Origin of the sequence: Pseudomonas sp. TMW22091, from assembly GCF_022496705.1 — a bacterium.
Classification (GTDB): Bacteria; Pseudomonadota; Gammaproteobacteria; order Pseudomonadales; family Pseudomonadaceae; genus Aquipseudomonas; species Aquipseudomonas saxonica.
In genome coordinates, this window is sequence record NZ_SCFI01000006.1 from 328,636 (window position 1) to 354,567 (window position 25,932).

General features: G+C 57.8%; 20 protein-coding genes. 16 read left to right on the forward strand and 4 right to left on the reverse strand.

All coding sequences use genetic code 11. The features are described from left to right. Positions 1 to 843: 843 nt before the first annotated feature. From yaaA to EQV93_RS14440, 15 genes are all read left to right on the forward strand, one after another. Complete coding sequence (gene yaaA, locus EQV93_RS14370; RefSeq protein WP_240891786.1) at positions 844 to 1,623, forward strand: peroxide stress protein YaaA; 780 nt, start codon at positions 844 to 846, stop codon at positions 1,621 to 1,623. 660 nt (positions 1,624 to 2,283) lie between these two features. Next, entirely contained in the window at positions 2,284 to 3,600 is a 1,317-nt protein-coding gene (locus EQV93_RS14375; protein WP_122786470.1) for a nucleotide sugar dehydrogenase, read from the forward strand. A gap of 101 nt (positions 3,601 to 3,701) precedes the next feature. Further along, positions 3,702 to 5,183, forward strand: a complete 1,482-nt coding sequence (alg8, locus tag EQV93_RS14380) for a mannuronan synthase (protein ID WP_122786469.1) — start codon at positions 3,702 to 3,704, stop codon at positions 5,181 to 5,183. Positions 5,184 to 5,217: 34 nt separating this feature from the next. Beyond that, positions 5,218 to 6,387: an alginate biosynthesis protein Alg44 gene (locus tag EQV93_RS14385; RefSeq protein ID WP_122786468.1), complete on the forward strand. Its 1,170-nt coding sequence runs from the start codon at positions 5,218 to 5,220 to the stop codon at positions 6,385 to 6,387. 2 nt (positions 6,388 to 6,389) lie between these two features. Then, a complete protein-coding gene (locus EQV93_RS14390) occupies positions 6,390 to 7,703 on the forward strand; it encodes an alginate biosynthesis protein AlgK (protein ID WP_240891787.1) in 1,314 nt (437 codons plus the stop codon). Then, entirely contained in the window at positions 7,700 to 9,172 is a 1,473-nt protein-coding gene (locus EQV93_RS14395) for an alginate export family protein (RefSeq protein WP_122786467.1), read from the forward strand. Before EQV93_RS14390 ends, EQV93_RS14395 begins: the two co-directional genes overlap by 4 nt. A gap of 26 nt (positions 9,173 to 9,198) precedes the next feature. Next, on the forward strand, positions 9,199 to 10,770 hold the full coding sequence (algG, locus tag EQV93_RS14400; RefSeq protein ID WP_122786466.1) for a mannuronan 5-epimerase AlgG: 1,572 nt from the start codon (positions 9,199 to 9,201) through the stop codon (positions 10,768 to 10,770). A gap of 11 nt (positions 10,771 to 10,781) precedes the next feature. Further along, the gene (locus EQV93_RS14405) at positions 10,782 to 12,200 is read left to right on the forward strand and encodes an alginate O-acetyltransferase (protein WP_122786465.1); all 1,419 of its coding nucleotides are present in this window, start codon (positions 10,782 to 10,784) and stop codon (positions 12,198 to 12,200) included. An 8-nt stretch (positions 12,201 to 12,208) separates the two neighbouring features. Beyond that, on the forward strand, positions 12,209 to 13,330 hold the full coding sequence (locus EQV93_RS14410) for a mannuronate-specific alginate lyase (RefSeq protein WP_122786493.1): 1,122 nt from the start codon (positions 12,209 to 12,211) through the stop codon (positions 13,328 to 13,330). 220 nt (positions 13,331 to 13,550) lie between these two features. Continuing rightward, positions 13,551 to 14,990 carry an MBOAT family O-acyltransferase gene (locus EQV93_RS14415; RefSeq protein ID WP_122786464.1) on the forward strand — a complete coding sequence of 480 codons (1,440 nt, stop codon included), beginning with the start codon at positions 13,551 to 13,553 and terminating at the stop codon, positions 14,988 to 14,990. A gap of 12 nt (positions 14,991 to 15,002) precedes the next feature. Further along, the gene (locus tag EQV93_RS14420; RefSeq protein ID WP_122786463.1) at positions 15,003 to 16,181 is read left to right on the forward strand and encodes an alginate O-acetyltransferase; all 1,179 of its coding nucleotides are present in this window, start codon (positions 15,003 to 15,005) and stop codon (positions 16,179 to 16,181) included. Between the two features lie 31 nt (positions 16,182 to 16,212). Beyond that, positions 16,213 to 16,869, forward strand: a complete 657-nt coding sequence (locus EQV93_RS14425; RefSeq protein WP_233609116.1) for an alginate O-acetyltransferase AlgF — start codon at positions 16,213 to 16,215, stop codon at positions 16,867 to 16,869. Between the two features lie 31 nt (positions 16,870 to 16,900). Beyond that, complete coding sequence (locus EQV93_RS14430) at positions 16,901 to 18,352, forward strand: mannose-1-phosphate guanylyltransferase/mannose-6-phosphate isomerase (RefSeq protein WP_240891788.1); 1,452 nt, start codon at positions 16,901 to 16,903, stop codon at positions 18,350 to 18,352. 169 nt (positions 18,353 to 18,521) lie between these two features. Next, positions 18,522 to 19,346, forward strand: a complete 825-nt coding sequence (locus tag EQV93_RS14435; protein WP_240891789.1) for an SDR family oxidoreductase — start codon at positions 18,522 to 18,524, stop codon at positions 19,344 to 19,346. A 163-nt stretch (positions 19,347 to 19,509) separates the two neighbouring features. Further along, the gene (locus EQV93_RS14440) at positions 19,510 to 19,902 is read left to right on the forward strand and encodes a DUF4440 domain-containing protein (protein WP_122786459.1); all 393 of its coding nucleotides are present in this window, start codon (positions 19,510 to 19,512) and stop codon (positions 19,900 to 19,902) included. A 7-nt stretch (positions 19,903 to 19,909) separates the two neighbouring features. On the opposite strand, the gene EQV93_RS14445 is transcribed toward EQV93_RS14440, so the two are convergent. The 4 genes from EQV93_RS14445 to EQV93_RS14460 are packed head-to-tail and all read right to left on the reverse strand — an operon-like array spanning position 19,910 to position 24,713. Continuing rightward, positions 19,910 to 20,779, reverse strand: a complete 870-nt coding sequence (locus EQV93_RS14445) for an efflux RND transporter periplasmic adaptor subunit (RefSeq protein ID WP_122786458.1) — start codon at positions 20,777 to 20,779, stop codon at positions 19,910 to 19,912. Between the two features lie 9 nt (positions 20,780 to 20,788). Continuing rightward, a complete protein-coding gene (locus EQV93_RS14450) occupies positions 20,789 to 20,989 on the reverse strand; it encodes a DUF1656 domain-containing protein (RefSeq protein WP_122786457.1) in 201 nt (66 codons plus the stop codon). Continuing rightward, positions 20,979 to 23,165, reverse strand: coding sequence for an FUSC family protein (locus EQV93_RS14455; RefSeq protein ID WP_122786456.1), 2,187 nt, complete (start codon positions 23,163 to 23,165; stop codon positions 20,979 to 20,981). Before EQV93_RS14455 ends, EQV93_RS14450 begins: the two co-directional genes overlap by 11 nt. Before the next feature lie 36 nt (positions 23,166 to 23,201). Further along, positions 23,202 to 24,713, reverse strand: coding sequence for an efflux transporter outer membrane subunit (locus EQV93_RS14460; RefSeq protein ID WP_146425982.1), 1,512 nt, complete (start codon positions 24,711 to 24,713; stop codon positions 23,202 to 23,204). A 224-nt stretch (positions 24,714 to 24,937) separates the two neighbouring features. Here EQV93_RS14460 and EQV93_RS14465 point away from each other — a divergent pair, with 224 nt between their 5' ends. Further along, on the forward strand, positions 24,938 to 25,870 hold the full coding sequence (locus tag EQV93_RS14465; RefSeq protein ID WP_122786454.1) for a LysR family transcriptional regulator: 933 nt from the start codon (positions 24,938 to 24,940) through the stop codon (positions 25,868 to 25,870). The last annotated feature ends 62 nt before the right edge of the window (positions 25,871 to 25,932 follow it).

A 25,932-nucleotide genomic window follows, 5' to 3' on the forward strand; every position in this document is an offset into this window, starting at 1 on the left:
ACCAATCCCCCTGCCGCCACCGAAACAGTGGGAGCGACACTGGGGCCCATCACAGGAGGCTGAACGCAGGTGCTGTTATGGGGGTGGCGAGGCAGGACGCCGAGCCAGCCGCGATCGGGCCAAGGATGGCCCGTCGCGGCGTGCCCCCATAACAGTGCCGGAGAGAAGGCACCGGGCGAGCCTAGGCGAGCTCGGCCGTATGGTAGGGCAAGGACCTTTTGGTTCCTTTTGGGGCTGTTTGCCAAAAGGAACTCGCCGTAAGGGCGAAACCATAACTTCAACTAGACGCTAATAATGGATATGTACTCGAAGCTTTTAATAGGCCCGTGTACATATCCATTGAATGCGTTAAATCTATCTACGGGTTCCGCCCTTACGGCGGCTCACTTTTGTCAAACAGCCACAAAAGTAAGCAAAAAGGCCTTGCCCCTGCGTACGGCCCTCGCTTCGCTCAGGTGTCCCTCGCTCCGGTCCCGCTCCGTGGGCACGCTGCGACGGGCCATCCATGGCCCGATCGCAGCTCTCCCGGCATCCATGCCGGTCGACCCACTGCGCAGAACCTCCACTCGGCCTCCCGAAAGGGGCGGTAGATCAAGATCAAAAACCAGATCACAAGCCAGATCACAAGCCAGATCACAAGCCAGATCACAAGCCAGATCACAAGCCAGATCAAAAACAGATCACAGGCTCGTTGCCTCGTCACGAGGCTGCGGCAAGCAGCCCATCTCAACCTTCATTCCTCGTCAGCAACTACACCTCAACACCCTTCTATGAAGGTGATAGGTGGAGTCAAACCCTCCTACCCCCTAGAATTGCTCCCCTGCCTATAAAGGAGACGACCTTATGCTGATGGTGATTTCACCCGCTAAAACCCTCGATTACGAAACGCCGCCAGCCACTGCGCGCTTTACCTTGCCTCAGTACCTGGACCACTCGCAGGTGTTGATCGAGCAATTGCGTGAGTTAAGCCCGCAACAGATTGGCGAGATGATGCACCTGTCCGATAAGCTTTCAGGCCTCAATGCCGCTCGCTTCGGCAGCTGGACCCCAGCCTTTACTCCCGAAAATGCCAAGCAGGCACTGCTGGCCTTTAAAGGCGATGTGTACACCGGCCTCAATGCCGTGGACTTCAATGAAGACGACTTTGACTATGCCCAAACCCATCTGCGTATGCTCTCAGGCCTTTACGGACTCTTGCGTCCGCTGGACTTGATGATGCCGTACAGACTGGAGATGGGCACCAAGCTGGCCAACGCTCGCGGCAAGGACTTGTACGCCTTCTGGGGTACACGCATCAGCGAATGGCTGAATGAAGCACTGGCCGAACAAGGCGATGATGTGTTGCTCAATCTGGCGTCTAACGAATACTTTTCAGCCGTCAAAAAATCAGCCTTGAACGCGCGCATCATCAATACCGAATTCAAGGACCTGAAAAACGGTCAGCACAAGATCATCAGCTTTTACGCGAAAAAGGCCCGAGGCATGATGAGCCGCTTTGTGATCAAGGAACGTATCAACAACCCTGAACACCTCAAGCAATTTGACGCTCAGGGCTATCGTTACAGTACCGAGCACTCGAAACCCGACTTGCTGGTTTTCCTACGCGATCACGCCCCCGAATAACCCCTCCCTTTTTCGACGCACCTCAGCTCCCTGAGCGTGCGTCGCACCTGATTTCGCCCTCCCAACCCTTCGATAAATATAAATTCACTCGACAAATGTGACTTTTTTTCATAGTGGCACTTAATTTTTTTTTGGATAGTGGCACTTAACTATCGCAACGAATGAACTCCCTACAAATAAAGGGCGAAACCTTTGGGGCCATCACTTTGCAACTAGTGCCATCTTTTGAAACACATTCAGCAATATGTAAAAACGAGATCAGCGGGCTGGAACTATGTACCGAAGCACCGCTCATAGAATCCGTAACAATTATTACCGAGCTTGTAGGAAATGACTTACGCAGCACTCATAAAATAAACGCTTAACACGCTCTGGCCAGCCGGGGTGTGGCGATCAAAAGCGAATCACCTGCTAAACGCCTTCGTGCCATATAAATCAATGGCTTGAGGTATGCCCCTGCGTGTATCCGCGGAGGGCTTCGAGCCAAATTGTCCTACAAGACAATAAGTAGCTGCACTTTAAAAGTGCAACTTAAGCAGCGTTGAAACATAACAGTGCCTGTTCACGGTATTGCGGGTTAGTTATGCCGTAATTCCAAGTTCGCCCATATTTTTTAACTTAGGCCACTCAGTGGCTTGAACATGACAGAGGTCAATTACGATGCGCATCAGCATATTTGGTTTGGGTTACGTCGGCGCCGTTTGTGCCGGTTGTCTTTCTGCCCGCGGCCATGAAGTTATTGGCGTTGATATTTCTCAAGACAAGATTGACCTGATCAACCTCGGCAAATCGCCCATCGTTGAACCGGGCCTTGGCGAGCTGCTGGCTCAGGGTATTCAAACAGGCCGTCTGCGCGGCACCACCAACTTTGCTTCGGCCATCCGTGACAGCGACCTGTCGATGATCTGCGTCGGCACGCCGAGCAAGAAAAACGGTGATCTGGAACTTAACTACATCGAAGCCGTATGCCGCGAAATCGGCGCTGTGCTGCGTGAAAAAACCAGCCGTCACACCATCGTGGTGCGCAGCACCGTATTGCCGGGCACCGTGAAAAATGTCGTGATCCCGATTCTCGAAGAATGCTCGGGCAAGAAAGCAGGCGTTGATTTCGGCGTCGCCGTAAACCCTGAATTCCTGCGTGAAAGCACGGCCATTGCCGACTACGACCAGCCGCCAATGACTGTCATCGGCGAGTTCGATACCGCTTCTGGCGATGTGCTGCAATCGCTGTACGAAGAACTCGACGCACCGATCATCCGCAAGGACATCGAAGTGGCCGAGATGATCAAGTACACCTGCAACGTATGGCACGCCACCAAAGTGACCTTCGCCAACGAAATCGGCAACATTGCCAAAGCAGTGGGTGTAGATGGCCGTGAAGTGATGAACGTGGTCTGCCAGGACAAAACCCTCAACCTGTCGCAGTACTACATGCGTCCGGGCTTCGCGTTCGGCGGCTCTTGCCTGCCTAAAGATGTTCGCGCCCTGACCTACCGCGCCGGTTCGCTGGACGTTGAAGCGCCGCTGCTCAACTCGCTGATGCGCAGTAACGAATCGCAAGTGCAGAACGCCTTCGACATCGTTGCCAGCCACGACAAACGCAAAGTCGCCCTGCTCGGCTTGAGCTTCAAGGCCGGCACCGATGACCTGCGCGAAAGCCCGCTGGTCGAGTTGGCAGAAATGCTGATCGGTAAGGGCTACGACCTGAGCATCTACGACACCAACGTCGAATACGCCCGTGTTCACGGTTCGAACAAAGAGTACATCGAATCGAAAATCCCTCACGTGTCGTCCCTGCTCAACTCGGACTTCGACGCAGTGATCAATCACAGCGACGTGATCATTCTGGGTAACCGCGACGAGAAATTCCGTGCCCTGGCGCAAAACGCACCGGCCGGTAAACAAGTCATCGACCTGGTCGGCTTTATGGCCAAGGCCACTAGCACCACCAGCCGCACCGAAGGCATCTGCTGGTAACAGCAGCCGTCAGCTTCAAGCAGCACGTCGCAAGTTTACAGCGCTTCACTCGTAGCTTGCGGCTTGCAGCTCGAAGCCCTCTTCACCTTCGGATGACGCAAATGTCCAAGTTAAAAAACGTGTTACTTCAATCCGCGGGCTGGCTGTTTTTTCTAAGCCTGTTGATGGGCCTCGCGCTAGCGTTGCCGACCTCTACCTTTGACTCCGAGTCGAAGAACTTTATTTTCCTGATTGGCGCCGTGGGTATCTGGCGCTACTCAATGGGTGCCACGCATTTTCTGCGCGGCATGCTGTTTTTATATGTGGTGTACCCCCACTTGCGCCGCAAGGTACGCAAGCTGGGCAAGGCGGCTGACCCGTCTCATGTGTTTCTGATGGTCACCAGCTTTCGAATCGACGCACTGACCACCGCGCAGGTGTACAGCTCGGTCATTCGCGAAGCCATTGACTGCGGCTTGCCTACCACCGTGGTGTGTTCGCTGGTGGAAATGTCCGATGAGCTGCTGGTCAAGAGCATGTGGCAGCGCCTCAACCCGCCTGACCGCGTCAAGCTGGACTTTGTGCGCATTCCCGGCACCGGCAAACGCGACGGCCTGGCCTATGGCTTCCGCGCCATCTCGCGGCACATGCCCGACAACCGCGCAGTGGTTGCAGTGATCGACGGTGACACCGTGCTCGCCCAAGGCGTGGTGCGCAAAACCGTGCCGTGGTTCCAGCTGTTCGGCAATGTCGGCGGCCTGACCACTAACGAGTTCTGCGAAGTACGCGGCGGCTACATCATGAGCGAATGGCACAAGCTGCGCTTTGCTCAACGCCACATCAACATGTGCTCGATGGCCCTGTCCAAGCGCGTCTTGACCATGACCGGACGCATGTCAGTGTTCCGTGCCAACGTAGTGACTGACCCCGACTTTATTGCCGATGTGGAAAGTGACTCGCTGCAACACTGGCGTCTGGGCCGCTTCAAGTTTTTGACCGGCGACGACAAGTCCAGCTGGTTCAGCCTGATGCGTCTGGGCTACGACACCTTTTACGTGCCAGACGCGGCGATCCATACCGTGGAACACCCGCCGGAAAAGAGCTTTATCAAGGCCAGTCGCAAGCTGATGTTCCGTTGGTACGGCAACAACCTGCGCCAGAACGCCCGCGCGTTAGGGCTGGGTGTTAAACGCCTCGGCGCCTTCACCAGCCTGGTGCTGTTCGACCAGCGTGTGTCGATGTGGACCTCACTGCTGGGCCTGACGGTAGCGCTGATTGCCACGGCCAAATACGGCATCACCTTCCTTATTGCCTACCTGCTGTGGATTGGCATCACCCGCCTGATTCTGACCCTGTTGCTGGCCTGTTCGGGTCACAGCATCGGCCCGGCTTACCCGGTGATTCTTTATTACAACCAGATCGTTGGGGCACTGGTGAAGATCTACGTGTTCTTCCGCCTCGACCAACAATCCTGGACCCGTCAGGACACTAAATTGACCCGTGATCTGGCCAGCTTTCAACGTTGGTTCAACACCTGGTCGTCTCGAACCATGACCTTCTCCGCTGCCAGCATTTTTGTTGCTGTGCTGTTGACGATGGTCTGAACCGACCCGACCGAATTAATCAGGAATAAGACCCATGAACACTCAAGTTAACGCCAACGTTGTCCACGAATCCGAAGCCCAGCGCCAGCATGCGCGGGTCAAAATCCCGGCCAAGCTGCGCTTTCTCACGGCCGAGCGCGCGCCGATGGAAGTCAGCCTGATCGACCTCTCGGCCGGTGGCCTGAGCTTCAATGCGGCCAACCAGACCTTCAAGGTCGGCGACGTGTTTAAAGGCCGCCTGCAATTTCTGGTGGATAACCTCGGCCTGACCATGGACGTCGACCTGCTGGTTCGCAATGTTGACCGCCAGACCGGCCGCGTCGGCTGCCAGTTCCAGAACCTGGACCTGCAAGACATCGCCACCTTGCGTCACTTGATCACCTCGCACTTGAGTGGCGACATCGTGACCATGGGCGAAATGCTCGCCACCCTGCAACGTGACAACTTCACCAAAGCGCGCAAGGTCAAGGATGGCGGCAGCGGCATGAGCCCGTTCGGTCGTATGAAAGCCGTAGTGCTGAGCGCCGGTGTGTTTGTCGTCGGTCTGGTGGCGTTCGGCTTTATCGTCAAATCGGTGTACGGCCTGTATTTCGTCACCCACGCGCAATCGGCTCTGGTCAGCGTGCCCGCCTTGAACATCACCATGCCCCGTGACGGCACGGTGCAAAGCCTGATCAAAGACGACCAACTGGCCGCCAGCGGCGCGCCGATTGCGACCTTCAGCACCAGCATGCTCGACGTCCTGAAGGGGCATCTGGACGAAAACCAGCTGCAACCACAGAACATCGAAACCCTGTTCGGCAAGCAAATGACCGGTACCCTGACCTCGCCATGTGATTGCGTGGTGGCGGAACAAGTGGTTGCCAATGGTCAATACGCCAGCAAGGGCGACGTGATCTTCAAACTGGTACCGCGCACCAGCGAAGCCGGTATTGCTGCACGCTTCAGCTATCGCCAGTTCGGTGACGTACTGCCGGGCACCCGTGTGAACTTCCAGATTGCCGGTGAAGATGGCCAGCGCAGCGGCAAGATCATCAGCAGCACCAGCCTTAACAGCGATGACCTGTCATCTGACATTCGCGTGCAAATCAAACCTGACGCCCCGCTGGACAGCGCGTTGGCTGGCCGTCCAGTAGACGTGCGCAGCGACCGTGGCCCATCGTTGAACTGGTTGATCGACAAAGCCTCGGCTGCGGGTTTGTAAGCATGACAAGCCCATCCCCCATGCCATTTCCCGTAGCAGCTGCCGAAGGCGGCGTCCGAGTGCGCAGCGCTCGCCCTCCTGAGCACGCGCAGGTTCTGACACACCGTGCCAATGGGTTTTACGGTCGCTTCGCAACCGAACGCAGCCTTCGGCAGCTGCTACGGGGGCAGGCGTTGCTACCACTGGTTGCAGCCATCGCATTGGCCGGTTGTGCGGGCCTGCCCGATCAGCGTCTGGCCAATGAAGCCTTGAAGCGCGGCGATACCGCCACCGCTCAGCGTAACTATCAAGCGTTGTCGGATCTGGGCTACACCGAAGCGCAGGTCGGACTGGCGGACATCTGGATGACAAATCCAGACGCCGATCAACTGAAGAAAGCCGAAGCCGCTTACCGCGCGGCCGCAAAAACTTCACCTCGCGCTCAGGGCCGTCTTGGCCGCCTGCTGGCAACCAAGCCCGATGCGACCGAGGCCGAGCTGCTTGAAGCACAGGGCTTGCTCGAACAATCCCTGGGCAACGCCGGTTATTACCCCGAGCTGGCCGCGATCTACCAGAAACGCGGTCAAACCGAACAACTGGCCGAGCTGGTCAAGCAGTTGCAAGGCGCGTATCGCAGTGGCGCAGCCTCGGCCAAGAAGGTCGACGGTGTCGCCCGGGTATTGGCCGATCCGACGCTGGGCACGCCTGATCCCGAAACGGCTAAATCGTTGCTGGAAAACATCGCCCCCGGTTACCCCGCAGCCTGGGTGAGCCTGGCGCAATTGCTCTATGACTTCCCGGATCAGGGCGACACCGCGCAGTTGCAGGAATACCTGGACAACGGCCGCGCTGCCGATCTGCCCCGCGCCGAGCTGTTGCTGGGACGTATGTATTACGACGGCAAGTGGATGACCCCGGATGCGAAAAAGGCCGAGGCGCACTTCCAGCGTGCCGTGGACAAAGAAGTCGCGGCGGATTACTACCTGGGTCAGATTTACCGTCGCGGTTATCTGGGTCAGGTGTATCCGCAAAAAGCCCTCGACCATTTGCTCAAGGCTGCGCGTAACGGCCAAAACAGCGCCGACTTCGCCATCGCCCAGTTGTTCTCCCAAGGCAAAGGCACTCAGCCCAACCTGCTGAACGCTTATGTGTTCGGCCAACTGGCGAAACTCCAGGACACCCCGCAGGGCAATGAACTGGCGAGCCAGCTCGACGAGCAACTGCCGCCTGAACAACGCGCCGACGCCGAACGCCTGCTGGAAAAAGAACGCACCCTGCGCGCCAACCTGTTGCTGCGTGCACAGCTAGAACAAGAACACGGCGAGGAAGCCCTATGACCCTCAATCCCTTTGTGAAAGCGGGCATTGGCCTGTCTTTCGCGCTGCTGTGGTCATGCCCGACCCTGGCCGCCATGACCGATGAAAAGAACTTCGGCCTTGAGACGAAAATCACCGTGCAGTCCGAAGACGACCGCGACCTCGGCACCCGTGACGGCGGCGACGTAAACGGTATCGCCCTTGACCTGCGCCCATGGGCGTATTTCGAACACGGCAACTGGAGCGCCTACGTGATGGGGCAGGCGGTGACGTCCAGCGACATCATCGAAACCGACACCCTGCAACAAGCCGATGAGCAGCAATCAAGCAGCAGCGATTCGCGCCAACCGGATAAAAGCTACCTGGCCCTGCGTGAATTCTGGCTCGGTTACAAAGGTTTCACCGCTTACCCCGGCGAAGAGCTGCGATTGGGTCGCCAGCGCCTGCGCAACGACGACGGCCTGTGGCGCGACACCAATATCGAAGCGCTGAACTGGACGTTCGATACCACCTTGTTGAAGGCTAATCTGGGCGTTGCTGAACGCTTCAGCGAGTACCGCACCGACCTCCACGATCTGGCCCCGGATGACAAGGATCGCTTGCACCTGTTCGGTGATATTTCAGCACAGTGGACACCCGGCCAGTGGGTCGGCCTGCGTGCGCATCACACCCACGACGATGGCAAGCTCAAGCATCAAGGTGAAGAAGTCGACGCGCTGGATAAAACCGAGAACGGCGACCTGACCTGGCTCGGCATTGAAGCCAACAGCGACGCCTACAACTACCGCAACACCAACACCGTCAATTACTGGGCCAGCCTCACCGGCATGACCGGCAAACGCGACAACCTGGCCACCTCCAGTGTGGACGGGCGCACGCTGGCGGGCGCCAAAACCAGTGACAACGTAGACGGCTGGGCCACCGATCTGGGCATTCGTTTGCGCCTTGACCCGAACTGGCAAGTCGGTGCGGCCTATTCCCGCGCCAGCGCTGATTACCAGCAGACCGGCCTTGAGAGCAACCGCTCGAACTACACCGGCACCCGCTCGCGGGTTCACCGTTTTGGTGAGGCATTCCGTGGCGAAATGCAGAACATGCAAAGCGCCAGCCTGTTCACCTCCTGGCAGCTGCGCGACGACTACGACGCCTCGCTGGTCTACCACAAGTTTTGGCGCGTAGACGCCAGCAAGCCGGTGGGCAGCAACGGCATCAACGCCGTCGAAAATACCGAAGACCCGACTGGCGGCTTGCTGTCCAGCACGTCACTGCCGTTGATCGACGGTAAAAACGACCTGGGTCAGGAAATGGATCTGGTGGTCACCAAGTACTTCAAGCAAGGCCTGCTGCCAGCGGCACTGAGCCAGTCGATTGACGAGCCTTCAGCGCTGGTGCGCTTTCGTGGCGGCGTGTTCAAGCCGGGCGATGCCTACGGCAAGAACGTCGACTCGTACATGCACCGCGCGTTTGTTGACGTGATCTGGCGCTTCTGATGACTACGCCAACGGGAGTGCGTGACATGAATCATCCTGCCCACAAAGGCGCGATCAGCCTGCTGGCTGGCGCGCTGCTACTGGCCAGTTCGGCCGCCTTTGCCTCCGTCTCGCCGGTAGAGCAGACGGTGGCCAAAGAGCTGCAACAAGCCAAAACCTACACCGTCAGCACAGCCCCGTCGGCGCCGCTGGACATTGCCAAGCCCGCCCTGCCCGACCTGTCGGGTTACACCCGTGAAGCCGCAGCGGCCAAGATTGTGCGCAGCAAAGCCGGCAAAGTCAGCGTGCGCCGCATGATGCAAGAGAACGCCCTGAAAGACTTTATCGGTGGCGATAACAAAATGGCCGAATGGGTGGTGCGCCAAGGCGGTATTCCCCAGGCGATTTTCATCGACGACGGCTATGTAAACCTCAAGGATCTGGCCAAACGCCTGCCCAAACAGTACTTCAGCGAAACCGCACCGGGTGTGTACCTGGCGCGCTTGCCGATTGTAGTCGGGCATCAAGGCATTCTGGACATCGACAGCAGCACCAAAGAGCTGCGTCTGTCCGAAGAAGGCGGCTCCTTTTTGGTCAACGATGGCCAGTTGTTTGTGCGTGACACCCAAGTCACTGGCTGGCGTGAAAAGGCCAATGGTCCGGCCACTTTCCGCGACGCAAAAGAATTCCGTCCGTTCCTGCTGGCTTGGGGCGGCACCCAGACCTACATCGTCAACAGCAAGATGGCCAGCTTTGGCTACGCCAACAGTAAGTCGTACGGGGTGAGTATTTCTCAGTACACGCCCAACATGGCCAAGGTGGTCAAACGCGATGAGCCCACCGGCTGGATCGTCGACTCCGAGTTCTCGGACATGTGGTACGGCTTCTACTGCTACGAAACCCGCGACTTTGTAGTCAAGGGCAGCACTTACCGCGACAACATCGTCTACGGCATTGACCCCCATGACCGTTCGCACGGCCTGATCATTGCCGAGAACGACGTGTTCGGCACTAAACGCAAACACGGGATCATCATTTCCCGTGAAGTGGACGACAGCTTCATCTTCAACAACCGCAGCCACAACAACAAATTGTCGGGCCTGGTGATCGACCGTAACAGCGTCAACAACCTGATTGCCGACAACGACATTTTCCAGAACCACACCGACGGCATCACCCTCTATGAGAGCGGCGACAACCTGTTGTGGGGCAACAAGGTTTTCAACAACCGTCGTCACGGCATTCGGGTGCGCAACAGCGTGAATATTCGCCTGTACGAAAACCTCTCGATGGCCAACGGCCTGACGGGCGTGTACGGCCACATCAAAGACCTGAGCGACACCGACCGCGATATTCACCTCGACCCGTTCGACACCGAAGTGTCGCTGATTCTGGTGGGTGGCGAGCTGGCCGGTAACGGCAGCGGCCCATTAAGCATCGATTCGCCCCTGAGCATCGAGCTGTACCGGGTGTCGATGCTGGCCCCGACCAAATCCAGCGGTATCAGCCTGAACGGGATTCTGGGTGAACGTCAGGACGAGATCCTCGACCTGATGGTGCGCCAGCAAAAAGCCGTGCTGATCGACCCCGTTGAACGCCAGACCGAATTGCACGACTGAGGATGACTGTTATGCCCCCCCATTTGATCACGTTGCTGACCGCCGGCCTTCTGCTTGCCAGCGCAGGCGTGCAAGCCGATGAAATCGAAGCGCCGACGTTCACCGCCGAGGAGTGCTGCAACCTGTGCCCCGAAGCCCACGACGCGAAGAACTACACCACGCGTTACCAGCAAAACTTCACCACGTTGGTGCAGGCCAAAGGTGACTGGTTGTTCCGCACCCAGGAAGACCTGCGCACCCAATTCGAAACCACGCCCGCAGGCTACAAGCGCATGCAGCAACTGCACGATGCGTTCAAAAGCAAAGGGGTGGAATTGGTCGTGGTCTACCAGCCGACTCGCGGGCTGGTCAATCGCAGTAAATTGATGCCAGCCGAGCGCGCATCATTCGACTACGACACGGCCCTGAAAAACTATCAGGCCATGCTCGCACGCTTCGCCAAAATGGGTTACTACGTGCCTGACCTGTCACCGTTGACCGACGAGCAACAGGCGCACGACTTCTACTTCCGCGGTGACCAGCACTGGACGCCTTACGGCGCCGAGCGCACGGCCAAAATCGTCGCCGAAACAGTGAAAAAAATCCCCGGCTTCGCGGACATCCCAAAGCGCGAGTTTGAAACCAAAATTTCCGGACGTATGGGTAAAACCGGCACCCTGCATAACATGGCCGGGCAACTGTGCGGCACCAGCTACGCCGTGCAATACATGGATCAGTTCAGCACCGAGCCTAAAGGCGAAGCGGGCGACGACGATCTGTTCAGCGATTCGGCCAACCCGCAAATCACCTTGGTGGGAACCAGCCACAGCGGCAAGAACTACAACTTTGCCGGGTTCCTGGAGCAGTACATCGGCGCTGACGTACTCAATGTCGCCTTCCCGGGCGGCGGTCTGGAAGGGTCGATGTTGCAGTACCTGGGCAGCGATGAGTTTCAGAAGACCCCGCCCAAGGTACTGATCTGGGAGTTCTCGCCGCTGTATCGCCTCGATCAGGAAGTCACCTACCGCCAAATGATGTCGCTGCTGGACAACGGTTGTGAAGGCAAGCCTGCACTGCTGAGCAAAAGCACCACACTCAAGCCCGGCACCAACCAGTTGTTGGTCAATGGCACCAACAAGCCGTTGCACAACGCCAACCATCAAATTGACATCCGCTTCGCCGACCCCTCGGTGAAAACCTTGCAAGCCACCCTCTGGTACATGAACGGTCGCCACGAGACTCTGAAAATCGACAAGCCGACAACCTCCGACACAGACGGACGTTTCGCCTTTGAACTGCGCACCGATGAAGACTGGGCCGACCAGAACCTGCTGGCCCTTGAAATTCAGGGCCCGGATGACGCGGGTGACGCGCAGCAAGTCGAAGCCAAACTCTGCACCCGCAACGTATTCCCCTCCCCTGCGCAGCACACCGCGCAGGCTGGACGATGAGGTTTCTGATGCCTACTGCACCGATCAACTTACGCACACTGCTGGCGCCGACCCTATTGGGCTTGGCGATGTTTGCCAGCAACGCCCACGCGGCCGCGCCCCTGCGGCCTCCACAGGGGTATTACGCCCCGATCGAAGCCTTCAAAACCGGGGATTTCAAAAACGACTGCACGGCCATGCCGCAGCCGTATACCGACAAGCTGGAGTTTCGCAGCAAGTACGAAGGCTCGGACAAGGCCCGTTCCACCTTGAACGTGGAATCGGAAAAAGCCTTTCGTGATGCCACCAAAGGCATCACCACACTGGAGCGCGGCACCAGTAAACAGGTGATGCAATTTATGCGCGACGGCCGCCCCGAGCAGCTCGATTGCACATTGAACTGGCTGAGCGCCTGGGCCCAGGCCGATGCGTTGATGAGCAAGGACTTCAACCACACCGGCAAGTCCATGCGCAAATGGGCGCTGGGCAGCATGGCCTCGTCTTACTTGCGCCTGAAGTTTTCCGAGTCGCAACCGTTGGCCAAACACCCAGAGCAGGCGCAGATGATCGAGGCCTGGTTCAGCAAAATGGCCGATCAAGTGGTCAGTGACTGGGATGACCTGCCGCTGGCCAAAACCAACAATCACTCGTACTGGGCCGCCTGGTCAGTGATGGCCACGTCCATCGCCACCAACCGTCGTGACTTGTTCGACTGGTCGGTGAAAGAGTTCAAGGTGGGGGCCAATCAGGTCGACGCCCAAGGTTATTTGCCTAACGAAATGAAGCGTCAGCAACGGGCGCTCGCTTACCACAACTACGCCCTGCCACCGTTGGCGATGATCGCCAGCTTTGCTCTGGTCAATGGCGTGGACCTGCGCAACGAAAACAATGCGGCGCTCAAACGACTGGGCGAACGGGTGTTGAGCGGGGTCAAAGACCCGGATGAATTTGAAGACAAGAACGGCAAGGAACAGGACATGACCGACCTGAAGGTGGACGCCAAGTTCGCCTGGCTGGAGCCGTTCTGCACCCTCTACACCTGTGCGCCTGATGTGATTGAGCGCAAGCGCGAGATGCAACCGTTCAAGACATTTCGACTGGGCGGGGATTTGACCAAGGTGTACGACCCGGCTCACGACAAAGGCAAATAACGCAGCCCTCACCCTAGCCCTCTCCCAGAGGGAGAGGGGACTAAAAGCAAATCTGCGTAACACCACACATCTGCCCCCTCTCCCTCTGGGAGAGGGTTGGGGTGAGGGTCGATCAAACGACACCCTCCCCCCAAAAGAAACACAAACACCCTCCCCATTATTCACGGGGGGGTTTGGGGGGGCTGAGCCCTTTACTGTTGGTCAACACGGAGAGGTCAGGATGGTTTTTTCATCCAATGTGTTTCTGTTTTTATTTTTACCGGTGTTTCTCGCCCTCTATTACTTGAGCGGCCAACGCTACCGCAACCTGCTGCTGCTGATCGCCAGCTATGTGTTCTATGCCTGGTGGCGCGTGGACTTTTTGGCGCTGTTCATCGGTGTCACCATCTGGAACTACTGGATCGGCCTCAAAGTCGGAGCCGCCGGTGTGCGTACCAAACCCGCACAACGCTGGCTATTGCTGGGCGTGGTGGTCGATCTGGCGATTCTCGGTTACTTCAAGTACGCCAACTTCGGCGTCGACAGCATCAACGCGATGATGAATTCGGCCGGCCTCGACCCGTTCATCCTCACTCACGTGCTGCTGCCGATCGGTATCTCGTTCTACATTTTCGAGTCCATCAGCTACATCATCGACGTGTACCGCGGTGACACCCCGGCCACCCGCAACCTGATCGATTTTGCCGCGTTTGTGGCGATCTTCCCGCACCTGATCGCCGGCCCCGTGCTGCGCTTTCGTGACCTGGCCGATCAGTTCAACAACCGCACCCACACCCTCGACAAGTTCAGCGAAGGTGCCACGCGGTTTATGCAGGGCTTCATCAAAAAGGTGTTTATTGCCGACACCCTGGCCGTGGTCGCCGATCACTGCTTCGCCTTGCAGAACCCGACCACGGGCGATGCCTGGCTCGGCGCACTGGCCTACACCGCGCAGTTGTATTTTGACTTCTCCGGTTACAGCGACATGGCCATCGGCCTGGGCTTGATGATGGGTTTCCGCTTTATGGAAAACTTCAAACAGCCGTACATCAGTCAGTCGATCACCGAGTTCTGGCGGCGCTGGCACATCAGCCTCTCCACCTGGCTGCGCGACTACCTGTACATCACGCTGGGCGGTAACCGTAAAGGCACGCTGACCACCTACCGCAACCTGTTCCTGACCATGTTGCTGGGCGGTCTGTGGCACGGCGCGAACATCACTTACATCCTCTGGGGTGCCTGGCACGGCATCTGGCTGGCGATTGAAAAAGCTCTGGGCCTGAACACCAACCCACGTGTGCTTAATCCGATTCGCTGGGCCCTGACCTTCCTGATCGTGGTGATTGGCTGGGTGATTTTCCGCGCCGAAAACCTGCACGTCGCCGCTCGCATGTATGGCGCCATGTTCAGCTTCAACGAGTGGTCGCTGTCGGAACTGACCCGCGCCAACCTCACCGGTCTGCAAGTGGCAACGCTGGTAGTGGCTTACCTGACGCTGGCCTTCTTCGGCCTGCGTGACCTGTACCGCCGCCCTACCGAACTGGACGTCAGCAAGGCGCAGACACTGCCGGCGGACTGGTCACGCTATGCCCTGCGCAGTGTTATCGGGCTGCTGTTTATGGCCTCGATTTTCAAACTTTCGGCGCAAAGCTTCTCGCCGTTCCTGTACTTCCAGTTCTAAGGGGAGCCGACCATGAACCGAACATTACGCATCGTCTACGTCACCAGCTTCTGCGGCCTGTTACTGGGTTTGGGAGCGGTCTCGCTGCGCAGCTTTATGGGCTTCAACACGCCGCCCGAAACCACCGTGCTCAACGGTCATTGGAGCAAAGCGGTCGAGACCCATTACGACGACGAGTTCCCGATCAAGCGACTGGGCACCAACCTCTGGGCCGCGCTGGATTTCACCCTGTTCAATGAAGGCCGTCCGGGTGTGATCTTGGGCCGCGATCAATGGCTGTTCAGCGATGAAGAGTTCAAACCCTGGCCAAATGCCGAACACAACGTGTCGAGCAATTACGCCCTGGTTGAAGGCGTACGCCAAACCTTGAAAGCCCACGGCGTCAAGCTGGTGATGGCTGTGGTGCCGTCCAAAGTGCGCTTGTACCCCGAGCACATGGGTGACAAACGCCCCGCGTCGATCCATGCCGACCTGTACCGCGACTTTCATGCGCAACTGGCTGCCAGCCAGGTAATCGCCCCTGATCTGCTCGGCCCGCTGCAACAGGCCAAACAGGCAGGCGCGCAGGTGTTTTTGCGCACTGACACGCACTGGACGCCAGACGGGGCGCAAATCGCCGCACAACAACTGGCCAAGGCCGTGAGCACTCAGTTCCCGCTCAGTGGTGAACCGCAACAGTTTGTCACCGAAGTTGAAACCACCGAGCAGCACAACGGTGACCTGGAGCGCTTCCTGCCACTGGACCCGCTGTTCAGCCATTTGCTGCCGCCGTCCGAACCGCTGGAAAAACGCAGCACCCGCGTCGCTGACGACGCCCCTGAAAGCGCCGACAGCTTGTTCGCCGACAGCGAAGTGCCGGTCACGCTGGTAGGCACCAGCTACAGCGCCAACGCCAACTGGAACTTTGTCGGCGCCTTGAAACAAGCGCTGCGCAGCGATGTGATCAATGACTCCAAGGACGGCCACGGCCCCATCCTGCCGATGCTCGCCTACCTGAAAAGTGACGCCTTCAAGAACACCCCACCACAAGTACTGATCTGGGAATTTCCGGAGCGCTACTTGCCGGTGGACAACGAAATCGGCGACGCCGATCCGAAATGGGTCGCGAGCTTGAAAGAAGCCGGCGCACGCGCGCCGCAACTTGCACAGAACACAGCCAAATCCGAGACGCCCAACCGGGCGCAAAACTGAAAGAGAGGTTCAACTTATGTCCATTAAAGCGATGCCGTTCAAACCTGCTCCACGTCGTCTCGCCAAATCTTTCGCACTGATGGCCGGCCTCAGCCTGTTGTCACTGCAGGCCTGGGCCGGTGGCGATGCCGCGCTCTACGGCCCAAGCGCACCCAAAGGGTCGAGCTTTGTGCGCATCTTCAATGCCAGCAATCAGGAAGTCAGCGCCACCGTGGGCAACACCGCACTGAACGATGTGGCGCCATTGGGCAGCAGCGATTTCAGTTTTATGCCCCAGGGCGATTACAGCGCCAAGATCGGTAGCCAAAACGTGCCGGTCAAACTGGCGTCAGATCACTACTACACCCTGGTCAACACCGGCAGCGGCCAACCGCAGCTGATTGAAGAACCCCCGTTCAAGAACAAGCAAAAGTCGCTGGTACGGGTGCAGAACCTGACCGACAAGGCGCTGACCCTGAAAACCGCAGACGGCAAGACCGAGGTGGTGAAAACCGTCGCGGCCAAAGGCCGTGGCGAACGCGAGATCAACCCGGTGAAGGTCAGCTTCGCCCTGTATGACGGTGACAAGAAAGTCAGCGACCTCAAGCCGGTAGCGCTGGAGCGCGGTGAAGCCGCCGTTCTGTACATCACGGGCAGCGGCAGCAGCCTGGCACCGACCTGGGTAAAACGCCCGGTATCGACCCGTTAATTCCCCTTTTTTAAATTTTTGGAGAGACAACATGATTCCGGTAATTCTTTCAGGTGGTAGCGGTTCGCGTCTGTGGCCTTTGTCGCGCAAGCAATTTCCCAAGCAGTTTCTGGCCCTGACCGGCGAACAGACCCTGTTCCAGCAAACCCTGGAGCGCCTGGTGTTTGACGGCATGGACACGCCAATTGTGGTCTGCAACAAAGAACACCGCTTTATCGTCAACGAGCAACTGGCTAACCGTAACCTCGACACTCAGCGCATCCTGATGGAACCGTTTGGCCGCAACACTGCACCCGCTGTGGCCCTGACCGCGATGATGCTGGTCAACGAAGGTCGCGACGAATTGATGCTGGTGCTGCCCGCTGACCATGTGCTCGAAGACCAGAAAGCCCTGCAGCGTGCGCTGGCGCTGGCCACTGTCGCGGCGGAGCGTGGCGAGCTGGTGCTGTTCGGCGTTCCGGCCCTCAAGCCTGAAACCGGCTATGGCTATATCAAGTCAACCACTGACGCTCAGTTGCCAGAAGGCGTTAGCCGGGTCGAGTCGTTTGTCGAAAAGCCGGATGCCAAGCGCGCCTCTGAATTCGTCAAAAGCGGCGGTTACTTCTGGAACAGCGGCATGTTTATGTTCCGCGCCAGCCGTTTCCTGGAAGAACTGAAAAAGCATGATCCGGACATCTACGACACCTGCCTGCTGACGCTGGAACGAAGCCATCAGGACGCTGACACCGTGGACATTGATGAAGCCACCTTCGCCTGCTGCCCGGACAACTCCATCGACTACGCCGTGATGGAAAAAACCGAGCACGCGTGTGTGGTGCCGTTGTCGGCGGGCTGGAGCGATGTGGGTTGCTGGTCGTCGCTGTGGGACGTCAATGAAAAGGACGCTAACGGCAACGTCAGCAAAGGCGATGTGGTGATTCAGGACAGCACCAACTGCATGATTCACGGCAATGGCAAGCTGGTGTCGGTGATCGGCCTGGACAACATCGTGGTGGTCGAAACCAAAGACGCCATGATGATTGCCCACAAAGACAGCGTTCAGGGCGTCAAACAGATGGTCAACACCCTCAACGAGCAGGGCCGCAGCGAAACCCAGAACCACTGTGAAGTCTATCGTCCGTGGGGTTCTTATGATTCCGTGGACATGGGCGGCCGCTTCCAGGTCAAACATATTTCGGTCAAGCCGGGTGCCTCGCTGTCCTTGCAAATGCACCACCACCGCGCTGAACACTGGATTGTGGTGTCAGGCACGGCCGAAGTGACCTGCGACGAAAATGTATTCCTGCTCACCGAGAACCAGTCGACCTACATTCCGATTGCTTCGGTTCACCGCCTGCGCAACCCGGGCAAGATCCCGCTGGAAATCATTGAAGTCCAGTCCGGCAGCTACCTGGGCGAAGACGACATTGAGCGCTTTGAAGATGTGTACGGACGTTTGACGCCGATTGAACGCGGCGTTTCGATCAAAACCATCGCACAGTAAATTTTTGCAATAATTGCGGCCAATCACAGCATCTGCTTGTGATTGGCCTTTTTTTCGCCCCCTCTAAACCCCCGCTCACCCTCCTCGTCTACGGCATCTGGACGCGTATGCTTGTCGCACCCGTGCCGACGGCGTACTTTCGCTTTTTCCATCCAGTCAGGATTCATTTATGCCCATCGCCCTCATTACCGGATGTTCCAGTGGAATAGGCCGTGCCTTGGCCAACCTTTTCAAGGACGCCGGTTATGAGGTGTGGGCGACGGCCCGAAAGCCTGCGGATGTAGCGCAGCTAAAGGCCGCCGGGTTTGTCGCGGTACAACTGGACGTCAATGACAGCCTTGAAGTGGATCAACTCAGTGCCCGCCTCAAGCAACACGGCAAAGGCCTGGATGTGCTGATCAACAATGCCGGTTATGGCGCTATGGGGCCGCTGCTGGATGGCGCAGTGAAGGGCTTGCAGCAACAGTTCGAAACCAACGTGTTCTCCGTGGTGGGCATCACCGGGGCGTTATTTGACCCCTTGCGCCGTAATCGGGGGCTGGTGGTCAATATCGGCAGCGTTTCCGGGGTGCTGGTCACGCCCTTTGCCGGTGCTTACTGTGCCTCCAAAGCTGCCGTGCATGCCTTAAGTGATGCCTTGCGCATGGAGCTGGCCCCTTTCGGGATCAGGGTGATGGAGGTCCAGCCGGGCGCCATCGACACTCACTTTGGCAAAAATGCCAGCGCGCAGGCCGAGCAACTGATCGCCGAAGATTCGCCGTGGTGGCCCGTGCGTGAGGGTATTCGCGCCAGAGCCAACGCTTCGCAAGACAACCCTACACCGGTGGCAGCGTGTGCCAGGGCGGTGTTTAAGGCTGCGCAAAAAAACCGTCCACCGGCCTTGCTGCGTGTGGGTAATGGCTGCCGGGCCATGCCCTTGCTGGCCGCATTACTGCCCCGTGCGCTGCTGCAAAAAATCCTGATGAAGCGCTTTGGCTTGACCACCTCGTTGTAACCGCTGACCGTGTCATCCTTTTTACGGTCGCTTCGCAACCGGACGTCGCCTTCGGCAACGGCTACGCCAGTACCCTCCCCCCGTCGTAACTTCGGGCTGGCAGCTCTCTCGCCATGCCCTATGCTTGCACCTTCACAGTGCTGCCCTGCTCGAAGAGAGATTTATGACTGACTATTCGCCCTACTTTGACCTAGTCGAAGAAACACTCGCCGAGATCGAGAACTGGTTCAGCGGCCTTTCCAGCGTATTACCGACGCTGCTGGCGCGCTTTTCAGATGAGTTTTCGATGATCACACCCAGCGCCAAGGTGCTTGATCTAGACGGGATGGAGGAGTTGTTCGAGCAACTGCGAGGCACCCGCCCCGGGCTGGTGATTACCCTCAGCGAGCTCAAAGGCATCGCCCTCTACAACGAGGGCGCAGTGATCAGCTATCGAGAGCTGCAAGAAGTCGACAACACCCTACTCAACGACCGCCGAGCCACCGTAGTGTTTGAAAAAGACGCCAGCGGCAAGGTGCTCTGGCGTCATTTGCATGAAACGTTTATCGCGGATTAAAGAACGATCACTGCGCTGTTTCATCCGTCGGTTTGACGATCACGGTGCAGGTAGTGCCCGCCGCCAGCAAGAAACCGTCGGGAATTTCGTCAATGTGAATACGCACCGGTACCCGTTGGGCCAGTCGTACCCAGTTGAAGGTCGGGTTCACGTCCGCCACCAGCTCACGGCTCACCGGGTTGTCGCGGTCATAGATACCGCGCGAGATGCTTTCGACGTGCCCCTTGAGCACTTCACCGCTCATCATTTGCAGGTCAGCTTTGTCGCCCACCCGGATATGCGGCAATTTGGTTTCTTCGAAGAAGCCATACACCCAGAACGAGTCCTTATCGATCACGGCCATTTTCGGGTCGCCGACGCGGGCATAGTCGCCTTTGTGCACATTGAGGTTGGTCACGTAACCATCCACCGTCGCCACCACCTTGGTGCGCTTGAGGTCGAGTTTTGCCGCTTCCAGTTGTTGCAGCGCGTGCTGGTAATCGGCAAACGCGGCACTGGCCAGGTTGCTGGCGTCATCGCGGTTTTCGCGGGAAATCACCAGGTTGTCCATCTGCGCCCGGCGTGAAGCGTTGACCTTGCGCATCTCCCATGTGGCTTTACGCGAGGCAACCAGCGCTTCGGCTTGTTTGACGGCAATCTCGTAATGCTCGGGGTCGATTTCCAGCAGCACGTCGCCCTTTTTCACCAGCTGGTTATCTTTGACTGGCACGTTGACCACATAGCCGTTTACGTCCGCGGCCACATTGATAATGTCGGCGCGCACCCGGCCATCACGGGTCCACGGGGTTTCCATGTAATGCACCCATAAGGTCCGGCCGATCCATATCGCAAGGGCCAGAACCAGCAAGGTGGCAAGCAGGCTAAAGAACTTTTTCATCGATCGGTCTCAACGGTAAACAAGGAGCGCCATGGCGCCAAAAAGACAAGCAAAGAGGCTCAGACGCAACAGCGCCGGATGCCAGAAGAAGCGGTACAGGTCATAGCCGGAAAACAGTCGGTCAAAGCCCCAGGCCAGCACGGCCGCGATAAAAAACATCAGGGTCATGGTCGGCATGTAGACGCCATGAAAGGCGATTTCACGAGGCATGTTCAACTCCTTGCGGCTGGGCATAAGCCGCCAGCGGTGATTGCGGGTCAAGCAGTGACGAACGAATGAAGTGAAGGTAGCTCTGCACGCGCACCAGTGCCGAAGTATCAAAGTTACGGGCAAAGGGTTCGTCGGTCGCTTGCACTCGATTGATTGCATGATCGACCGCTATCAGCGCACGTTCCAGGTTGCTTTCACTCGGGGCAATAAAGAGCCGAACCAGCGCCCGGCCCATGACCCGAATGGCCTGACGCCAGGGTTGAGACTCGGCATACGCCGGGTGAACCGGCAACACAGCCTGTTCTTTACGCAATTCGATAATGGCGTGCCCCACTTCAAGCACTACAAACATCCAGCGCAGCAACGTGCGTTGCACTTGCGGATTCCCCGCGGCCAGACCGTAGGCCTGGTGCATCAGGTCACGGGTACGGCTTTCAAGGCTGGAGCTCAAGCCACGCAACTTGCCACTGATGGCGTACACCACTTGTTCACGCAGGTCTTGCTCCAGACGGCTCCACAACCAGCGGCTGTTGGGCGGCAAAATAATCGCACCTGCCGCTGCACAGACCAGCATCCCCAGCACCATCGCAATATAGTCGTTGATGAATTGGTACGGGTTGTAGATGGTCAGGTTGTCGGGCACCGAGCCTGATGTGAAAAAGATCAGCAAGCCCAAGCCTACGCCGACGTAATTGGCCCGTGAGGTCAGGAACGAACCCAACATGATGACGGGCGTCAGCACGACACACAGCAACGCGAAACCGTCGATATGGGGCAGCACGAAGAACATTTCAACAAAGCCGATGATCGCGCCCAGGAAAGTCCCACAGGCCATCTGAAACGACATGCGTTTGGGGTTGGGCGTGGCCGCCGACAAGCCGACCGTGGCTGCTGCGATCAGGGTCATGGTGGCGCCGCTAGGCCACGCCGTCATGACCCAATAGGTGCCCAGCACGGCCAGAATAAACGCCGCCCGTATGCCCGACGCTGCCGCCGACCACCAGTTGGTCTGCGAAACAAAAGGCTGGTCCCAGCGTTCACGCTCATGAACGTGATCGGCCAGCGACGCATGGGTCAACGCGTAGTTGTGCATGTCGTCCACGAAGCGGAATAACAGCTCATACGCCGTGTTGAAATCGAGGAAGTCCGAAGGGCTGGGTTCGCTTTCCAGAAACTTCACCCGCAGTGCCCGCACATGACCAGGCAAGCCGGCTTTGAACGCGCTCAGCTGTTCGGCTAAAACAGAGGCGTCTTTATCCGTCAAAGAGCGACCTGCGTAGGTGTCGAGCAACTGGGCGAGTAACTCCAGCTCCGGCTCAATGGCCTCTACCACTTGCACCACCCCGCGACTGCGCAGACGGGCGAGCAATTGGTGCAAGGCATTGAAGCGCGTGGTGATGGCCATGAATTCGCTGTTCAGACGGCTCAATCGCCCGCTACGACGACGCATATGCGGGTCTTCGAAAACGGTCACGCTGCGCATGCCTTCCAGACCGACGCTCTCGCCGATGAAGCGCACATTCTTGGCTTCATAGTCTTCCAGCGAAGACTTGCCGCGCAGGCCTTCAGCGACAAAGCCGGCGAACACGCCAAAGCGTTTGTACAACGCGTCATGCATCGCAGCACCCGCCGTTTTAGGCAGGATGGCGGCACTCACCAGGGTTGAGCAGAGGATGCCCAGCGAGATTTCAAGCACCCTCCACACGGCCGCCATGAACGCACCGTCCGGATGCGCCAGGGCAGGCAAGCCGACCATGGCGGCGGTATAACCGGCCAACACAAATCCGTAGGCGCGAAAGTTACGGCAACGGGCCGCACCCGCCGAGCATATACCGACCCAGATCGCCATCGCACCGAGGAACAACACGGTGTTCTGGGCAAACAGGGCGATCAACGCAACGGTGACTGCCGAGCCGGTCAGGGTGCCTAAAAACCGGTAAAAACTTTTGGCAAAGACCTGACCGCTTTGTGGTTGCATCACGATAAACACGGTGATCATCGCGGTGCGCGGCTGTGGTAACTCAAGGCGCATGGCCAGCCACAACGTCAGAAACGCGGCTGTCAGCACCTTGAAAATATGGACCCAGGTCACGCCGTCAGTGCGTGCCCATTCGTAAAAGCCTCGGCGCCATTCCAGGGAATGCAACCAGCGTACCGGGGCGGGTAAATGGTTCATCTACAGGCTCTCAAAATTAGCCATCAGGGTTGAATATCAGCGACTGAACATCTTCATGATTGCCGGTGGTTTGTCGGGCGCGTAACGATCGGCTTTTGGCACATCGTTACCGGCGCCAAGACCACCGCCCAATGCCGTCACCAGCTCGGCATGGGCACTCAAGCGCGAGGCTTCGACCACTTGCTGAACCTGCTGCTGCTGGAACAACAGGGTTTGCGCATTGAGCACGTTGAGGTAGTCGGTCAAGCCCCGTTGGTAAGCGACCATGGCGATGTCATAGGTTTTCTGCGCGGCTTCAACCGACTCACGGGCAAACACTTGCTGTTTGTCCATGGACTCACGCTTGATCAACTGATCAGAAATCCCTTTAAGCGCATTGACCAGCGTCTGGTTGTACTTGGCCACGGCCATGTCATAACCACTGGAGGCAACACCCAGTTCGGAGCGTAGACGACCTCCGTCGAAAATGGGCAGCGAGATCGCAGGGCCAACGTTGTAGGTGAGCTTTTTAGCAGCCAGGAACTCCAGCGCCCCGCCACCTGTGGCCACAAAACCCAAGCTGGCCATCAAATTGACGTTAGGGTAAAAACCGGCGTGAGCAACGTCAATACCCCGTGCCTGTGCGGCCACTTCCCAACGACTGGCAACCACATCGGGGCGTTGGCCCAGCAATTCAACCGGCAGGTTGGAAGGCAATTTAAGGGCGGTGCCCAGCATCAGTGTCGGGCGCTTGAGGCGTGCGCCTTCGCCCGGCCCTTTACCCGCCAACGCTGATAACTGATTGCGCGTCAGGGCAATTTCTTCTTCCTGAGCGTCGATCTTGCGATGAATTTCGGGCAGTGGCGCTTGCGCCTGACTGACTTCGAAATACGTACCGATACCGCCATCCAGACGTTTTTGCGCCAGATCGAGAATCTGCTCTTGCTGATGCAAGGTCGACTCGATGATGTCGAGCTGGGCATAGTGCAGCGACAACTGGATGTAGGCGTGAATCACGTTGTTCTGCAATTCGAGCTGAGCCTGACGGGCTTCGGCAGCCGTCATGTGCGCCATGTCCACGGCTTTCTCTGTGGTGTTGCTGTCAAGGCCCCACAGGTCGAGGGAATAACTGAAGCCCAATGAGGCGGCGTTATCCCACGTAGTGGTCTTGTCCAGATCGCCGGGGCCATAGAAATTGTCCGAAGGCCATCTGTGACGTTTAAGAGCAGTTTCGCCGTTGACCTGCACAGACTCGGCCGATTCAGCTACACCCGCCATTGCTTTGGCCTGACGCACGCGCGCAGCGGCCATGGCCATGGTTGGGCTGCCCTGCACGGCCATGTTGATCCACTCATTGAGTTGTGGATCGCCATAGGCATTCCACCACTGGGCTTTAGGCCAATGTGCGTCTTGCGCGGCGTTTTGAATCGCCTCGTCGGTAGCTAAAGCATTGGGTGCGAGCATTGTGCCTTTGGGGCCGATGCCACCGAAACCGATGCAACCATTTAATGCTAACGATAAAGCCAAAACACTCAGTGTTTTAAGCTCCCTGCTCATGCGACGTGGCACTGCTGCTGATTCCTGAAAAGGAGGGGGGGGGTAAGTAACGAAGGAGACTAGTTTAGGACGTGGTTATCACAACGATAAGCTGGCAAAACGGTGAATCTTTATTACCGTTACTGGGATAATCCGTTAGTCGAATGTAAACCTGTCGGTAATGCTTGAAACTTCGTGTCACAATTTGACGCTGTGTAACTGGTTGCTGTCCCCTTTTAGCCCCTTGAGAGCACTTCATGGACACTTTGCAAAACATGCGCGCCTTCAGTTGCGTGGCCGAAGCCGGAAGTTTCACGGCGGCGGCAGCGATGCTGGACACCACTACCGCTAACGTATCGCGCGCGGTCTCCAACCTTGAGGCCCACCTGCAAACCCGCCTGCTCAACCGCACCACCCGGCGCATCGCCCTGACCGAAGCCGGTAAACGTTATTTGTTGCGTTGCGAGCAAATTCTGGCCTATGTCGAAGAAGCAGAAGCTGAGGCCAGTGATGCTCACTCACGCCCTGCTGGCCAACTAAAAGTGCATACCATGACCGGCATCGGTCAGCACTTTGTGATCGACGCTATTGCCCGCTACCGCAAAACCCACCCCGATGTGACCTTTGACCTGACGCTGGCCAACCGTGTACCGGATTTGCTCAACGAGGGTTACGACGTGTCCATCGTGCTGGCCAGCGAGTTGCCGGACTCGGGGTTTGTATCCCAGCGCCTGGGCATTACGTACAGCATCGTCTGTGCCTCCCCGGGCTACGTAAAAGCCAACGGCACCGCGGACAAACCCAGCGACCTGCTCAACCATGCCTGTTTGCGTCTGGTCAGTCCGGTGATTGCGCTGGACAAGTGGGTGTTTGAAGGCCCCGAAGGCCAGGAAATGGTGCTGATCAATTCTTCGCCGTTTCTGGTCAACTCGGCCGATGCGATGAAAACGGCGATCACCAGCGGCATGGGCGTGGGCGTGTTGCCGGTGTACGCGGCGATTGATGGCCTGCGCAACGGCACTTTGGTGCGCATGCTGCCCAAGTACCGCTCGCAAGAACTGAACCTGTATGCCATTTACCCGTCTCGTCAGTATCTGGATGCGAAGATCAAAACCTGGGTCGAATACCTGAAAGGGTCACTGCCTGAAATCTTGGCAGCGCACCAGACAGAACTGGCGGCGTATAGCTAAAGGCTGGGGATGACACTCCAGGTCAGCCGGATTCCCGCAGTTCTGGAAGAGCACGTCAGGTT